Annotated in this window: 13 protein-coding genes; 12 read left to right on the top strand and 1 reads right to left on the bottom strand. The window is 44.2% G+C overall.

Annotation, left to right across the window (positions count from 1 at the left end; translation table 11 throughout):
- Positions 1–151: 151 nt before the first annotated feature.
- The 10 genes from mreB to ANCC_RS16495 all read left to right on the top strand — a co-directional run bounded on the left by mreB (position 152) and on the right by ANCC_RS16495 (position 12611).
- Positions 152–1156, top strand: a complete 1005-nt coding sequence (gene mreB / locus ANCC_RS16540; RefSeq protein ID WP_006568322.1) for a rod shape-determining protein — start codon at positions 152–154, stop codon at positions 1154–1156.
- Positions 1157–1261: 105 nt separating this feature from the next.
- Positions 1262–3484, top strand: coding sequence for an SF1B family DNA helicase RecD2 (recD2, locus tag ANCC_RS16535; RefSeq protein WP_006568323.1), 2223 nt, complete (start codon positions 1262–1264; stop codon positions 3482–3484).
- Positions 3485–3652: 168 nt separating this feature from the next.
- Positions 3653–4987, top strand: coding sequence for an ATP-binding protein (locus ANCC_RS16530; protein ID WP_006568324.1), 1335 nt, complete (start codon positions 3653–3655; stop codon positions 4985–4987).
- 160 nt (positions 4988–5147) lie between these two features.
- On the top strand, positions 5148–5810 hold the full coding sequence (locus ANCC_RS16525) for a DUF6088 family protein (RefSeq protein WP_006568325.1): 663 nt from the start codon (positions 5148–5150) through the stop codon (positions 5808–5810).
- A gap of 667 nt (positions 5811–6477) precedes the next feature.
- Positions 6478–7707, top strand: coding sequence for a hypothetical protein (locus ANCC_RS16520; protein ID WP_006568326.1), 1230 nt, complete (start codon positions 6478–6480; stop codon positions 7705–7707).
- Between the two features lie 181 nt (positions 7708–7888).
- Positions 7889–9004 carry an alanine dehydrogenase gene (gene ald, locus ANCC_RS16515; protein ID WP_006568328.1) on the top strand — a complete coding sequence of 372 codons (1116 nt, stop codon included), beginning with the start codon at positions 7889–7891 and terminating at the stop codon, positions 9002–9004.
- A gap of 41 nt (positions 9005–9045) precedes the next feature.
- Positions 9046–9834: a DeoR/GlpR family DNA-binding transcription regulator gene (locus ANCC_RS16510; protein WP_039946934.1), complete on the top strand. Its 789-nt coding sequence runs from the start codon at positions 9046–9048 to the stop codon at positions 9832–9834.
- Between the two features lie 98 nt (positions 9835–9932).
- Entirely contained in the window at positions 9933–10382 is a 450-nt protein-coding gene (locus ANCC_RS16505) for a PTS sugar transporter subunit IIA (protein WP_006568330.1), read from the top strand.
- Positions 10383–10399: 17 nt separating this feature from the next.
- Positions 10400–11989 carry a PTS system mannose/fructose/sorbose family transporter subunit IID gene (locus tag ANCC_RS16500; RefSeq protein ID WP_006568331.1) on the top strand — a complete coding sequence of 530 codons (1590 nt, stop codon included), beginning with the start codon at positions 10400–10402 and terminating at the stop codon, positions 11987–11989.
- Between the two features lie 127 nt (positions 11990–12116).
- A complete protein-coding gene (locus ANCC_RS16495; RefSeq protein WP_006568333.1) occupies positions 12117–12611 on the top strand; it encodes a PTS sugar transporter subunit IIB in 495 nt (164 codons plus the stop codon).
- Positions 12612–12651: 40 nt separating this feature from the next.
- Here the strand turns inward: ANCC_RS16495 and ANCC_RS16490 are convergent, their stop codons facing one another.
- On the bottom strand, positions 12652–13440 hold the full coding sequence (locus ANCC_RS16490) for a DeoR/GlpR family DNA-binding transcription regulator (RefSeq protein WP_006568334.1): 789 nt from the start codon (positions 13438–13440) through the stop codon (positions 12652–12654).
- A gap of 140 nt (positions 13441–13580) precedes the next feature.
- On the opposite strand from ANCC_RS16490, the gene ANCC_RS16485 reads away from it, so the two are divergent.
- Both ANCC_RS16485 and ANCC_RS16480 read left to right on the top strand, forming a co-directional pair.
- Positions 13581–13952, top strand: a complete 372-nt coding sequence (locus ANCC_RS16485) for a hypothetical protein (protein WP_006568335.1) — start codon at positions 13581–13583, stop codon at positions 13950–13952.
- 15 nt (positions 13953–13967) lie between these two features.
- On the top strand, positions 13968–15230 hold the full coding sequence (locus tag ANCC_RS16480; protein WP_006568336.1) for an aminotransferase class III-fold pyridoxal phosphate-dependent enzyme: 1263 nt from the start codon (positions 13968–13970) through the stop codon (positions 15228–15230).
- The last annotated feature ends 334 nt before the right edge of the window (positions 15231–15564 follow it).

Here is a 15564-nt window from a genome sequence, read left to right as displayed (position 1 = left end):
AAATCTTAATTTTTGCTGAATTTTGTTGGAATACGTAAAAAACAATTGAAATTTTTCTGACTTTGTTTATAATTAAAAAGAGCGTGTATACGAATAATTGACATTTAACATAATGATAATAATAGAAAATTCGAAAGGGGAATTTTGAAACATGGCAGGTTCAGATATCGGAATTGATTTAGGTACGGCCAGCGTCCTGGTTTACGCAAAGGGCAAAGGAGTCGTTTTAAAAGAGCCATCTGTAGTGGCATTTGACAGAGATACAAACAAGATCAAGGCAATCGGGGAAGAAGCCCGTCTGATGCTGGGAAGAACACCGGGGAATATCGTTGCAGTGCGTCCGCTGCGCCAGGGTGTGATTTCTGACTATACAGTGACAGAAAAGATGTTAAGCTACTTTATCAACCGCACCGTCGGAAAGTCTATTTTCGGACGGAAGCCGCGCATCAGCGTGTGTGTGCCGAGCGGTGCCACGGAAGTAGAGAAAAAGGCAGTTGAGGATGCGACCTACCAGGCAGGTGCAAGGGAAGTATCCATTATTGAAGAACCTGTTGCGGCAGCCATCGGCGCCGGAATCGATATCGCAAAGCCATGCGGAAATATGATCGTGGACATCGGAGGAGGAACAGCCGACATCGCTGTTATTTCTCTTGGAGGAGTCGTTGTCAGCACTTCCATCAAGGTTGCCGGAGATGATTTTGATGAGGCAATCGTGCGCTACATGCGCAAAAAACATAACTTACTGATCGGTGAGCGTACTGCTGAGGACATTAAGATCAACATCGGCACTGTCTACAAACGTCCGGAAAATGCGACGATGGATGTCCGCGGAAGAAACCTTGTGACAGGACTCCCAAAGACCGTGACTGTTACATCTGAAGAGACAGAAGAAGCTTTAAGAGAGCCTGCTTACCAGATCGTAGACGCTGTTCACAACGTACTGGAGAGAACTCCGCCTGAGCTTGCGGCCGATATCTCAGACCGCGGGATCGTTCTGACTGGAGGAGGATCTCTGATCCAGGGTCTGGAAGAACTGATCGAATCTAAGACAGGAATCAACACGATGACAGCAGAGGACCCTCTGACAGCAGTTGCCATCGGAACTGGAAAATACATTGAATTTTTATCCGGAGAAGACAAAAAGGGCGAGAAATAATCACTTAGTTTTTTCAGCGCTTTTTTAAGCCGGCAGAGGACAACCAGGGTATTTTATCCTGGTTGTTTTGTTACGCCGGGCGTTTGTGTAAAGGAGGGGAGAAGCATGGGACGGATTTCCGGATATGTTGACCATGTCCGTTTTCGGAATGAGGACAACGGATATACGGTGCTGAGTCTTGATATGGACGGCGATGAGGAGACTGTAGTCGGGGTATTCCAATTTCTGCACGAAGGCGAGTATATGGAACTGGAAGGGGAATATGTGGAACATCCGGTTCATGGCCCACAATTTCAGATGACTTCCTATGAAGTTACGATGCCGGATGACATTCAGAGCATGGAACGGTATCTGGGCTCCGGGGCAATCAAAGGGGTTGGCCCGGCGATCGCCAAGAGAATCGTCAAAAAGTTTAAGATGGACACGTTCCGCATTATCGAGGAGGAACCGGAGAGGCTTGCGGAGGTAAAGGGAGTCACCGAAAAGAGAGCACGCAGCATCGCGGTGGAGTTTTCCGAGAAGCAGGAAATGCGCCAGGCCATGATGTTTCTGTCCGGCTATGGGATTACCACTAATCTGGCGGTGAAGATTTTTAAGGAGTACGGCGATAAGCTGTACGGGGTGATCCAGAACAATCCATATCAGATGGCGGATGATATAGAAGGCGTAGGATTTAAGATTGCTGATGAAATCGCCAGGCAGGTTGGTATCGGCAGCAGTTCGGATTACCGGATCATATCGGGCATTTTTTATACTCTGATGCAGGGTCTTGCATCAGGGCATATTTATCTGCCCAAAGAAATCCTTTTAAGAAATACTTCAAGGATGCTTGAGGTGGAAGAGGAGATGATCGAGCCTCATCTTCTGGACATGATGATTGAGAAAAAGATTATTATAAAAGAAGAGGAGGACCAGACAAGAATTTATGGGGCGGCCCAGTATTATCTGGAACTTAACACGGCCAGGATGCTGTGCGATCTCAATATGACTTACGATGTGTCTGTTTCCGAGGTGAGGACTATGATCGCAAAGATTGAAGACGGTCTTCAGATTACCTTTGCGGAGAAACAGAAAGAAGCCATAGAAGCCGTCGCCGAAAATGGAGTCGTGATTCTGACCGGAGGCCCGGGAACGGGTAAGACGACGACCATCAACGGAATGATCCGCTACTTTGAGTCTGAAACTCTGGATATCAGACTCGTGGCCCCCACGGGGAGGGCGGCAAAACGGATGACAGAGGCTACCGGATATGAGGCGACCACGATCCACCGTCTGTTGGAATTGAATGGGGATTCCAGCAGCGGGGACAGCATGAAGTTTGAACGGAATGCCGCGAATCCTATTGAAACGGATGTGATCATCGTGGATGAGATGTCTATGGTGGATATTTTTCTGATGAATTCCCTTTTAAGCGCTGCGGTTCCGGGTACAAGGTTTGTGTTTGTGGGGGATGCCAACCAGCTTCCTTCCGTCGGCCCGGGAAATGTGCTGAAGGATATGATTGCTTCCGGATCTTTTAAGGTGGTGGAACTGAATCAGATTTTCCGGCAGGATGAAGCCAGCCACATTGTAAGCAATGCCCACAGGATCAATGAGGGGAAGTCTATTGAGCTCGATAATAAGAGCAGGGACTTTTTCTTTCTTGAGAGAGAGAGGCTCGGAGATATTTTAGGTGTTCTGGTATACCTGGTGAGAGATAAGCTGCCGGCTTATGTAAATGCCAAGCCGTATGACATTCAGGTGCTGACCCCTATGCGCAAGGGGGAACTGGGTGTCGATAAGCTCAACGAAGTTCTCCAGGAATACCTGAATCCTCCGGCGGAGGAAAAGCAGGAGAAACAGGCGGTTTCCTGTCTGTTCCGTGAAGGCGACAAGGTCATGCAGATCAAGAACAATTACCAGATGGAGTGGGAAGTAAAGAATGAGAAGGGATTTACCGTGGAAGAGGGCAAAGGCGTCTTCAACGGCGATATCGGACGGATCACAAGGATCAATGACTACACGGAGAAAGTCACCGTAGTCTTTGACGACATCAGAGTGGCGGAATACTCTTATTCCATGCTGGATGAGCTGGAACTGGCCTATGCGGTGACGATCCATAAGTCACAGGGAAGTGAGTATCCGGCAGTGGTCATGCCGCTGCTTACGGGACCGAGAGTTTTGTTTAACAGAAATCTTCTCTACACCGGAGTGACCCGGGCGAAGCAGTGTATTACGATGGTGGGCCGGAAGTCAACGGTACAGCAGATGATTCAGAATGTAAATGAACAGAAGAGATACTCGACGCTTTGTCAGAGGATCAATGAACAGGAAGAACTGATGCCTTAGGGGGATCGGTTCTTTTTTTTGTTTCATCGGAAAGTTCTGCAATAAAAATGTGATTTTATCACATCAAAATCGGTATAAAAATGTGATTGTATTTTTTTGGACTTCTGTATATAATAAAAATGTGATGAAAAACACTTAAATTAAAATAAAAATGTGGGAAGTGAGTCTATGGAAAGATTTATTTTAAAGAAGCTACTGGACTGGAAGAATTCTTCCTACCGTAAACCACTGATTATGAAGGGTGTGCGTCAGGTAGGTAAGACCTGGATTCTAAAAGAGTTCGGCAGATGCTATTATGAAAATACCGCTTATTTTAACTTTGATGAGAACGAGGAATATAAACAGTTCTTTGAAACAACAAAGGACGTCAATCGGATCTTGCAGAATCTGATGCTGGCCAGTGGTCAGAAGATTGTACCGGAAAAGACTCTCATCATCTTTGACGAAGTACAGGACTGTCCCAAGGTTATCAATTCTATGAAGTATTTCTGCGAGAATGCACCGCAGTATCATATTGCCTGCGCCGGTTCTCTGCTGGGCATTGCCTTGGCAAAGCCTTCTTCTTTCCCTGTGGGCAAGGTCAACTTCATGCAGATTGACCCTATGATTTTTACAGAGTTCCTGCTGGCTAATGGTGATGAGAACTTGGTAAAGTACTTGAAAACGGTGAACACAATTGAGCCGATCCCCGATGCTTTCTTTAACCCTCTGTATGAAAAACTCAAGATGTATTATGTAACCGGAGGTATGCCGGAATCTATTAAGATGTGGACAGAGGCACGAGATGTCGCTGCTATGCAGGAAGCCTTGTCCGGGATCATTGGCGCCTACGAGCGTGATTTTGCGAAGCATCCTAATATCAGCGAGTTCCCGAAGATTTCTATGATCTGGAAGTCCATACCGTCCCAGCTGGCAAGGGAGAACAAAAAGTTCATCTACAAGGTTGTCAAAGAGGGAGCAAGAGCGCGTGAATATGAGGATGCTTTGCAGTGGCTGGCAGATGCCCGTCTGGTGCATAAAATCTACCGCAGTTCCGCTCCTGGTCTGCCTGTAGCTGCCTATGATGACCTTTCGGCTTTTAAGATTTATCTGGTGGATGTAGGTCTGCTCCGCCGTCTGGCACAGCTGGCACCTACAGCTTTTGGGGAAGGCAACCGTCTATTCACGGAGTTTAAGGGTGCGCTGACAGAGAACTTTGTACTACAAACCTTGGTTACGCAGTTTGAAGTGGTTCCTCGTTACTGGACACAAAGGAATCCTCCCTATGAGGTAGATTTCCTAATCCAGCGTGAGAATGACATTTTCCCTGTCGAGGTCAAATCCGAGGCAAATACCGCCAGCAAGAGTCTAAAGAAATTCAAGGAACTGTTCCCAGACAAAGTCAAACTCCGTATCCGTTTCTCTCTCGATAATTTGAAACTGGATGATGATGTGCTGAATATTCCTCTGTTCATGGCAGATCAGACTGATCAACTGATCGGATTGGCATTAGAACAGATCTAGAAATAAACACAAAAGTATTGCATTGTATAAAACAGCATCCTTGCAAAGGCTGCTGTTTTTGTGTTTTTATGGATTTTGAGTTGATTCTTTAGCGGGAGAGTGTTATTATTTTTACATAAATATAGAAATAAGATATTAAGATAATAACAGAGGTGAGTATATGGAGAAGCCGATTTATCGAGAAATTTTATTACAGTATATTAATAAACAAGAACCAGAACAGCCTATCCTTACAGAAAGAATTGCAAAGTATGCTGCGGTGTGCCTTGGAGTGGATGAAGATAAGGTGAAGAAAGCTGTAAATGTAAATATGGCCCGGCTTGAAAAAGCAGACTTACTAATAAGAGTAACAAAAGGGGTTTATTGCAGGAAAATAAAAACCCCTTTTGGTTATTATAGGCCAAATAAAGAAACTGTATTTTGTAATCAGCTTTTGCGGGATGATACCGGTGCAATCGGATATGAAACGGGCTTATCTGCGCTAAATAAGCTCGGTCTTGTTTCTCAGATGCCAAACCGCAGGAGTATTGCAACAAATCTTCATAACAAAAGAGTTCCGAAGGAGTTTCAGGTAGATGTGCGCAAGCCGGTAACTACGATTACTGAGTCAAACTATAAGTATCTTCAATTTTTAGATGCCGTGCGGGGGTTAGCGCATGCGCCAGTGGATGTATTGAAACCTGAATTAGTTTTGAGGGGGACAGCAAAAGATTTTGATTTGAATACCGATATATTAATCCTTTTTGCGCGAAAGTATTATAATCAGAAAACTTTGCTGAAAACGATTGATATTTTGCTGGAGGGTGTGTATGAAACTGCATAAGGATAAATATAAGTTTTTTAGCACTATTTCCGTCACGCTTTGAAATGCGTTCCTCCAATAGTGCTAAAAAACTATCGTTAGATAGTCCCAAATGGACCGCCGCAGAGACTTTGCTGAATGTTAGAAAATCTTACATCTCTGAGGTAGCAAGTCGTAAAACTAGTCAAAATATCATGACATACAAAAAAATACCCTGGCAGTTAAACACAGACTTCTTTTCTGTGCCTAACTATCAGGGTATATCTTATTTCTGTTACTGTTTATCCGAAGCACACATCTGTGGCAACCTGAGTCTTTCGATTTCAATAAAACTCAGGCATTCTAAGAGCCGAACGGAAATCATTTGACTACGTCAAATCGCATCTGGTACGCAAAGTTGTCAAGCCCCTCAAGGAGTGAGGGGCTTGACAACTTTGTTCCCGAAAAAGGGGTGTTATATTGCAGTTAAAGGAACCAACAACATTTAAGGAGCAGCAGATTATTCTGTAATATCGGTAAGGGTGTATTTATAGCTGTGGAATTACATTTAAATTAGGTTAAAAAATTACAAAAAATCCTGCCAATAGCCGTTTCAGCTGTTGGCAGGATTTTTTAATGTGTCAATTTGTTGTATAATGAAATGGATATATAAGGAAGACTGCAAAAGATATAGTGGAGGTAGAGAACAATGGGGATTTTCGAAGTTTTATTGTCATCTGCTGTGATCGTAGCGTTGATTGAATACATTTCTAAAAATAAGTCAAATAACCTTCAGTACATCACCAGTGCCAGAAGTGAGTGGAGAAAAGCCATGAAACAGACAGCCTGCAGGCTGCATCAGGCAGACAGAGGAAATATCGGAGAAGCGTTTGCAAAATTAAAGGTCAACTTAAACGGATATGGATTCTTTCCGTCGTTTGACCAATATCCTGCTGATAAGCAGCTTGATTTTTTCAGAGATGAACACATATGGAAGCAAATCGCATATATCGAAGAAAACATGTACTGCTGGGAAGAAGAAACATTCACGCGGGAGAAAAATAAGGTCAATAAATATATTACAAGCCTGCTGAAGTTTGACTGGGAGAGGACGAAGCAGGAAGTGAAGTCTAAAAGTTTAATTTTGCTGTGCACAGTTTTGTATCTCTGTGTACATATCCCGGTACTGCATCTCTTTCCGGGGAATAAAAGTCTGATTGGGCAGATAAGTGAACAGATAATCCCGATTACCTGTATTGTTCTGGCACTGATATCAGTATGTCTTCCCTACTTGGTCAATGAGGCTAAGATACTGCAGTTTGGAAAGTGGTACAAATATTTGACGTTTAACATTAGTGGTTGGATCATAGGAATTTTTTTAGAAGCAGGTGGGCTTTGGAGATTATCAGCCTGCTCGGATCACTCGGAATACTGGACTTACTATGTCACAGGTGCAGCTGCTTTCATCATAACAATAGGTATCATGTTTTATATTTTTGGACATAAAATTGTTTATTTAGACTATGATCGGGCAGTAAGAAGAATTATAGGCTGTGATTCTGTTATCTGCTACCATTGCGGGACTGGTATTTTAGCAGATTTTAAGGGTTTTGTTGTGAATGACTTTTTTGCGCAGTTAAATCTGGACTTTTCAGAGAGAGAGCTGCCGGAACAGATGGATGACATGATAGAGTTTATCTGCAGTCCGGAGAATCACATTCTCAAAGATCAGGAGCAACTGCTGAGATTTGGCAGTCGGATAAGGTTCATTTTCAAGAGTGATATTAAAAAATTTGTAAAAGAAAAACCAAAGAGGTGCAAACTTATTTTTAAGTATACCTCAGGATCAGAAGAACGTTATGCGGTTGGATATAATAAAAATACGAAGAAGGAACTCAGAGAATGGATTTACGAAGACAGCGTAAATAGAAATAATTAGTTCTACAAAACAGCATCCTTACAAGGGGTGCTGTTTTTATGCCGAAAAAAGTCTGTCAATCCTTGGTGAGAATAAAACAATCGAAAAACAAGAAAGAAACAATCAAAAATATGTTGACATATGAAAGAAACAGTCATAATATAAAGATAACAATCAAAATAAAAAAGTCAGGAGGTAAAAGATGAGAGTCGGATGTGTGACAGAGATCAAGAAAAAGGAGTACCGCGTAGGGCTGACACCGGACAACGCAAAAAGCTATGTGTCTGAAGGCCATGAAGTTCGTGTTCAGAAAGGTGCAGGCAGAGGATCGGGATTTGCAGACCAGGAGTATGAAGCCGCCGGGGCAGTAATTGTGGAAGAAGCAAGGGCAGTGTGGGACTGGGCTGAGATGATCATAAAAGTGAAAGAACCGCTCAAAGAGGAATATCAGTTTTTTCATAAAGGGCTGATCTTGTATACCTATCTGCACATTGCGGCTGATGAACCGCTGATGAATGCTTTACTGGATGCAGAGGTAAAAGGGGTTGCCTATGAAACTTTGATGGAAGATGACAGAAGTCTGCCGCTGCTGACGCCTATGAGCCAAATTGCGGGACGGCTCAGTGTTCAGGAGGGAGCAAAGTACTTAGAAAAACCATTTGGGGGAGAGGGAATTCTCCTTGGAGGAGTGCCGGGAACACAGAGGGCAAAAGTTGTGATTCTGGGTGCGGGAACCGTTGGTTCCAATGCATGCAAGATTGCTGTGGGCATGGGAGCCTACACAACGATCATGGACATCGACCTGATGCGGCTTAATTATCTGGATGATATTTTCGGGAGCCGGATTCAGACTCTGATGAGTACAGACGGCGCGGTGAGAGATGCCTTAGCCGGAGCAGATCTTGTCATAGGTTCTGTCCTGATTCCAGGGAAAGCCGCACCTAAGATCATAAAAAAAGAGTATTTGAAGCGGATGAAGCCGGGTTCTCTAATCGTTGATGTGGCAGTGGATCAGGGAGGGTGCTGTGAAACCACAAAGATGACGTATCATAATGATCCTGTTTATGAGGTGGACGGGGTAGTGCACTATTGTGTGGGAAACATGCCGGGAGCAGTGCCGCGGACCTCAACGATTGCTCTCACCAATGCTACCATCGGCTATGGCAGGAAAATCGCAGAACATGGACTGGAGGAAGCGTGCAGAAAATATCCGTCACTTTATTCAGCGGTCAATACATATGAGGGGAAAATTACATGCAGGGCTGTGGCCGAAAGTTTTGGATGCAGTTATGTGAAGCCAGACCGTCTTATGGAATGAGAGAGGCGGAAATATCGGCGGGAAACTCACAGGAGGATAGTATGAATAAAACGAATTCTTCCAATGAAACAAAGGTATTGGAATATATAAAAACGAACGGAGAAATGACAACCGGGGAAGGCATCAAACTTCTTGGAGTATCTGAGTCGACTATAAGAAGAATTTTTATCAAACTTCAGAAGGAAGGTGAAGCAGACCGAATTTTTGGGGGTATTAAGGCGGTCTCAGAAGAAGGGAGGTACCGGTATAAGGAGATTGCCGTGCAGAATGTGGCAGAAAAAAAGGAAATAGGAACAGCAGCATCGAAGCTGGTGAAGGACGGAGAATTTTTATATCTCGACAGCGGTACGACAACACTGGAAATGTGCAGGGCGCTTGCCAGAAGGCTGAAACGCAAAGAAGTAAAAAATGTGACGGCGATAACCAATTCCGTAAAGAATGTAGACATTTTGGCGTCGTATTGTGATGTGATTCTTGTGGGCGGAAAGTATTCCAAAGACAGAAAGGATGTATCCGGAAATTTAAGTGAGTCATTTCTGACCCAGTTCCGACTGGATAAAAGTTTTCTGGGAACAGATGGATTTACATTTGCCGAAGGATTTATGTCAACCAGTGTTAATGTCTCGCTGCTGAGCAGACGAGCTTCTTCCCAGGCCGGGGAAACCTACGTATTGATGGATTCCTCCAAGATAGGCCGGCATTCCTTTGGAATCAGCTGTAAGCTGGAAAATGTCAACGGCATCGTTATCGATTCCAAAATAGAGGATTCCGACCGGATTCAATTTGAGGAAAAATCAGTGAAAGTTATTACAAATGACAATATTGAATGAAATAATCAATATTATGAATGAATCAATCAAAAAAGATTGACTGTAAGAACAGACCGTGCTAAAATTTTATTAACAAAAATGAGGAAGGAGGATGAGGAATGATACGGATCGTCCCGGAACATATCGACAGCGATTGTATTGGTATTTTGATCTGCAGCCATGGCAGTATTGGCCGCAGCATGATCGAAGCGGTACAGATGATCTACGGTGACTGCCCGAATATTGCCTGCATAGGACTGGAACCTTCTGACGACATTGACGACTGGGGGAAAGAGCTGGGAGCTTTGACAGAAATATTTCCGAAAGGAACCATTGTATTCCTAGACTTATTTGGAGGGACACCGTGTAATCAGTACTTGATGAACGAGGCAGGAGAAGCACTCGCACAGAGGGACGGACAGGCATGTGCGGTTGCAGGAGTGAACCTCTCTATGATACTGGAAGCGATTGGACAGCGGGAGTATACAGAACTGAAGGAGATTTCAGAAATCCTGGACAAAGCAGGAAAGGATGCAGTTGTTAACGTATTGCAAAAGATGAAAAAGTAAGAGAGGAGATGTATAGTATGCATTTATGGCAGGCAATTATACTCGGTGGATTTTACTGGTTTAGTTTCCTGGGAGTGTTCGATCATTCCCTCAATCTGTTATTCTATCAGCCACTGACATCAGCTCTGCTGGTAGGGCTTGTAATGGGAGACATCCCCACTGCTATGATCGTGGGTGCTACGATCCAGCCTATGTTCCTGGGACAGACTCAGGCCGGATGGGTCATCACCAATGACAATGCGGCGGCAGGTATCATTACGGCATCCGTTGTCATAGCTTCAGGAATGGATATCAAATCAGCTATGGCAGTTGCAGTTGCAGTGGGTATCGTTATGAGCCAGCTGACCAATATCCGTATGACAGTAGGTTCCTTCTGGAATGCCCTGACTGATAAATTTATCAGCAAAAGACAGTATGATAAACTGTGGCTGTCCACCGTCATTTACCCATCGTTATTTAAAGTTATTTTGTATTGGCTTCCTATGACACTCGTTTTGTATTTTGGGGCGAGCAACATCGGATTTTTCGTCAACGGGCTTCCGGGCTGGCTGCAGAATGGGCTGAATGCGCTGGCTTCTTTAATGCCGATCGTAGGACTCTGTATCGTGGCTTCCTCTATTGGAAAAAAGGGCTATATGCCGTTCTTTATCGCAGGCTTTTTATTTGCGGCGTATTCGGGAGTCAGCGGAATCGGCATAGCGATCGTGTCTGTGATCCTTGCGTGGTTTGACTTCCGCTGCCAGAACAAGGGAGAACATCTGTCACTGAATTTAAGAAGCACCACTGTAGAAGACGCGGCACTGAGCAGGAGAGATTTAAATTGGGCGTCTATCCGTATGCTGTCCTTCTATTCCAATGGAAACAGTTACGAGAGGTATCAGGCAAATGGTATTGTAGCGACTATGATGCCGTGCTTGAGGAAACTATATAAGGGTGATGATGATGGCCTTCAGGAAGCAATGGTCAGGACATCGGAATTATTTAATGCGGAAGATATGACATCCGCACTTCCCGTAGGTATCCTCTTATCTATGGAAGAACAGAAAGCCAAAGGGGCGCCGATTCCCGGAGAGATTATTTCGGATACGAAAGCTGCACTGTTTCCTCCGATGGCAGCAGTCGGTGACACACTAAACTGGGCGACGATCGTTCCAACAACTTTGGCGCTGATGTGTCCATATGCCCTGACAGGGGCGTGGTGGCCGGCATTGGTCGTTGTCTTGGTGGGAGCCGTACTCTGTAATTCCCAGGCATTTTTCTTAATGCATCTGGGTTACAACTTGGGAAATAAGGCAATCAAAGATCTGGTGCAGAGCGGGCTGATCAACAAGGTAATGTCCTTCTTTACCGTCATGGGTATGTTTGTAATCGGCGGAATGATCAGTTCCCTGGTAAGTGTATCCTGTCCGTTGACGATCGCCACAGGAAAATTCTCCTTTGCGGTTCAGAAAGAACTGTTTGACGTGCTGATGCCGAATCTCCTGACCTTTATTGCGACTATGATTATCTTCTTTACGATCAAACGGAAAAATATGAGTGTCATTAAAGTCATCTTCGGAACCATGATTGTGGGAATTATCCTGGGAGCTTTGGGAATCATAGCGTGACATTTTCTGCATGATTTCCATTCGGCTCTTAGAATGCCTCACTCCAATCATGCAGAAAATGGACATAAGGTCTGCCGGAGGAGGTTGTCATTGAAACAATTATATTGATTTTTCTTAGGTGAAAAGTATGAAAGAATGGAAAGGTGGTTTTTATATGGGGAAACTTGCTTTGGTTAGAATTGATAACCGTCTGATCCACGGTCAGGTGGCCAGCGGGTGGATTGGGAAGTGTAATGCGGGAAAGATTGTGGTGATCGATACAGCTACGGCGGAAAATGAGATGATGAGAGATATTCTTTCGCTGGCAGTGCCGCCGGGCATTGAATTTTCGGTTTATACCCAAGAAGAGGGAATTGCAGCTTATAAGAATGACCGGTTCGGAACGGAAAGTGTTATGCTGATTTTTAAAAGTATTCAGACTGCTTATGACTGCTATAAGGCGGGTATTGATTTTGCAGAACTCCAGATCGGAGGGACGGGAGTCCGGAAAGATGCGAAAGTACTGGAAGGGCCTATCACGGTGACAGAGAATGAAATCAAAATGCTGGATGAACTGAAAGCGGATGGGGTTGAGATTTATTTGCAGCAGACGGTCCAGAGCAAAAGTACGAAATGGTCTTAGGATCTGACGGAGAAGGCGGTTGGAGGGAAGGGTTCTTCCCTCAGCCGTTTGCAATATGCAGCTTAATTTTATAGTCCTTAAACTGTTCTATTTGGTTTTCCGGAATGTTTGGATCTGTGATGATGGCCGTCGCCTCATCCAGTTCGGCATAATTTACATAAGAAGGATGATCGATTTTGGAGGAATCCAGGAGTACGTAGGATTCCTGTGACAGGGTCAGAGCTGTCCTTGATAATCTGGACGTATTAATATTATCACTGGAGAATCCATGTTCAAAGGTCATGCCGTCTGCTCCGAGAAAAGCTTTGGAAAAATGGAACTGGGAAAGGAAACTGACACCCAGGGTGCCGGCCATGCTCTTTCTCTCATCGAACAGCATACCGCCTACGAGGATGACATTGCAGTAAGGGTTTAGGATTTCCAGATTGATGAGAGAGTTCGTGACGATATTTAAGCTGTTTGAAAGAGTGCCGTTCTGGAAGCGTGTCACAAGGGACTGAGCCATATAAGCAGTCGTCGTACCACAGTCAATATAAATAAAATCAGAATCCTGAATTAAGCCGGCAGCATAACTCCCGATCATCTCTTTTTCTTTTTTCATCTTTCGCTTAATAATATCGTAGTGATAGTAGTTGTCCGGTTTGGCCAGGATAATACCTCCGTATGTCCGCACGACTTTCTTCTGTTCTTCCAGCCTGGTGAAAATTCGGCGGATGGTTGATTCGGAAAGATGAAATAATTCAATGGCGTCTCGGGTCAGTAATTTTTCATGGGAACCCAGATATTCCAGGATATTTGACTCTATTTGCTTTTTCCGCTCTTTTGACATGGGAAACCTCCTTGACGGCTTAAAATTTCATTATATCCAGTATAGCATGACCGAAAATAAATGGCAATATCAGCCAAAATAGTGAAAGAAACTGTTCAAATCACGCTGGAGCATTTTGGCTCAGAAAGGAAGGAAGCGTTATGACAGAGAAAGAACAGAAGTTTATAGACAGGATCAGGCTGGCCGTACAGCTGGCAAATGAAGATGAGGAGGGAAAGAAGCTGGCTGACCGGCTGCTGGACGGAAAAATCATTGTCAGGATAACCGACGGAATCACAATGAATATTCTGATCAAAGATCATCAACTGCAGTTTGTGGATTCTTCGGACCATCCGAGGGCTGTCTATGAATATGGTAACATTGATTCCGCCTTAAAACTTTTAGATAAAAAACTGAGTACTTATTCGGCGACAGTCCATAAACAGCTGAAACTGATGGGTCTGTCTACATTAAATGATGCATTTGATAAAATTTTGAATCTGGCATACGAACATGCAAACGGATTGAGGTAGAAGGGGGTTCTGAGTATGAAAGCATACAGCTATGACAAAAGTTTTGAGTTATATGACCGGGCTAATGAGGTTGTGCCCTGCGGACTGTACGGACACTTGGGTGTCGGCAGGGCAAGGCTGAATCCCATGGGATGTTACCCTCTGTTTTCAGAGCGGGCAGAGGGAACTTATATCTGGGATGTGGACGGGAACCGTTTTATTGACTATGCATGTGCTTACGGACCGAATGCCCTGGGATATCAGGATCCGGATGTGGATGCTGCGGCGATGAGACAGAGGGAAAAAGGAAACTGTACCACGGTTGTCTCCCCGGTTATGATCGAGTGTGCAGAAAAACTGGTGGAGACGATTAACTGTGCGGACTGGGCTTTTTTCGCAAAGAACGGGGGAGATGTGACGACCCTGGCTGTCATGACGGCCCGCCATGCCACCGGACGCAAAAAGATTATTATGATGGAACACGGATATCACGGCGTGTATCAGTGGTGTCAGAAAGCAGGGACACCAGGGGTGCTGGATGAAGAGATCTGCAATAATCTATATGTACCTTTTAATGACTTTGAGGCTATCAAAAAGATGGTGGACGATCATCCGGGAGAGATCGCAGGAATCCTTTCTATGCCTTATGATCATATTTCACATTATGACAATGTACTGCCGGACGAGGACTATTGGCCGAAAGTAAGAAAACTCTGTGATGAGAAAGGAATCGTGCTGATCATTGACGATGTGCGGGCAGGATTCCGCATGGACCTTGCAGGGTCCGATCATTATTTTGGAATCAAAGCGGATCTGCTGACACTGGGAAAAGCCATTGCCAACGGCTGGAACATGGCGGCACTGGTCGGACGAAAAGAGATGAGAGAGGCAGTGGAAGACATGAACTATACGGGAAGCTACTGGCTGTCCGCAGTTCCGCTCGCCGCCTCTGTTGCAGCAATCACGAAGATGAAGGAGATCAACGCTGTCGGGATCATGCAGAAGACAGGAGAAAAGCTGACGAGGGGCCTTAAGCAGACCGCGGACGCAAATGGAGTAAAATTAAGTACTACCGGGCTTCCGTCTCTGTTTAAGATCATTTTGAAGGACCCCGACGAGTCCCTGATCCCACATCAGGTTTGGGTTGGAGAGATGGTGAGAAGGGGTGTCTATATCTCTCATTTTCATAATATGTTTACCAATACGGTTATGACGGACGAGGATTTGCAGTATACTTTTGACGTGGCGGATGAAGCATTTAAAATTGTTACAAAAAAATATCCTGAGATATTAATATAAAGACATCTGTGATTGAACATACGAATCAATGATGAAAAAAACCGGTACTTGCTCACCGGTTTTTTTGTTTGTATAAATGGAAGTATTTTCTAAACAGAGAAGTTTCCAGACTTGGCGAGTGAAAAAGTCAGAAGAATTAAACAAAAAAAGCACGAAAAAAGGTTAAAAAATTAACATAGTTACCAGTGGCTGTATACAATCACTTGATTTATTTGTATAAAATACTGTACAATTATATCTGTCATTTTTTTAACGAATTTTTAGAACAAATGTAAAAGTTTATGTTTCAAAAAAGTCTACTTCGACATTTGTTCAACGAAATTGCATTGATAAA

The organism is Anaerostipes caccae L1-92, assembly GCF_014467075.1.
GTDB lineage: Bacteria > Bacillota > Clostridia > Lachnospirales > Lachnospiraceae > Anaerostipes > Anaerostipes caccae.
This window is presented reverse-complemented; position numbering and strand designations above follow the sequence as displayed.

What these genes read in the sequence shown, in the direction of transcription:
- mreB (WP_006568322.1), top strand. Translation starts at nt 152, where the DNA reads ATGGCAGGTTCAGATATCGGAATTGATTTAGGTACGGCCAGCGTCCTG.
- recD2 (WP_006568323.1), top strand. Translation starts at nt 1,262, where the DNA reads ATGGGACGGATTTCCGGATATGTTGACCATGTCCGTTTTCGGAATGAG.
- ANCC_RS16530 (WP_006568324.1), top strand. Translation starts at nt 3,653, where the DNA reads ATGGAAAGATTTATTTTAAAGAAGCTACTGGACTGGAAGAATTCTTCC.
- ANCC_RS16525 (WP_006568325.1), top strand. Translation starts at nt 5,148, where the DNA reads ATGGAGAAGCCGATTTATCGAGAAATTTTATTACAGTATATTAATAAA.
- ANCC_RS16520 (WP_006568326.1), top strand. Translation starts at nt 6,478, where the DNA reads ATGGGGATTTTCGAAGTTTTATTGTCATCTGCTGTGATCGTAGCGTTG.
- ald (WP_006568328.1), top strand. Translation starts at nt 7,889, where the DNA reads ATGAGAGTCGGATGTGTGACAGAGATCAAGAAAAAGGAGTACCGCGTA.
- ANCC_RS16510 (WP_039946934.1), top strand. Translation starts at nt 9,046, where the DNA reads ATGAATAAAACGAATTCTTCCAATGAAACAAAGGTATTGGAATATATA.
- ANCC_RS16505 (WP_006568330.1), top strand. Translation starts at nt 9,933, where the DNA reads ATGATACGGATCGTCCCGGAACATATCGACAGCGATTGTATTGGTATT.
- ANCC_RS16500 (WP_006568331.1), top strand. Translation starts at nt 10,400, where the DNA reads ATGCATTTATGGCAGGCAATTATACTCGGTGGATTTTACTGGTTTAGT.
- ANCC_RS16495 (WP_006568333.1), top strand. Translation starts at nt 12,117, where the DNA reads ATGAAAGAATGGAAAGGTGGTTTTTATATGGGGAAACTTGCTTTGGTT.
- ANCC_RS16490 (WP_006568334.1), bottom strand. Translation starts at nt 13,440, where the DNA reads ATGTCAAAAGAGCGGAAAAAGCAAATAGAGTCAAATATCCTGGAATAT.
- ANCC_RS16485 (WP_006568335.1), top strand. Translation starts at nt 13,581, where the DNA reads ATGACAGAGAAAGAACAGAAGTTTATAGACAGGATCAGGCTGGCCGTA.
- ANCC_RS16480 (WP_006568336.1), top strand. Translation starts at nt 13,968, where the DNA reads ATGAAAGCATACAGCTATGACAAAAGTTTTGAGTTATATGACCGGGCT.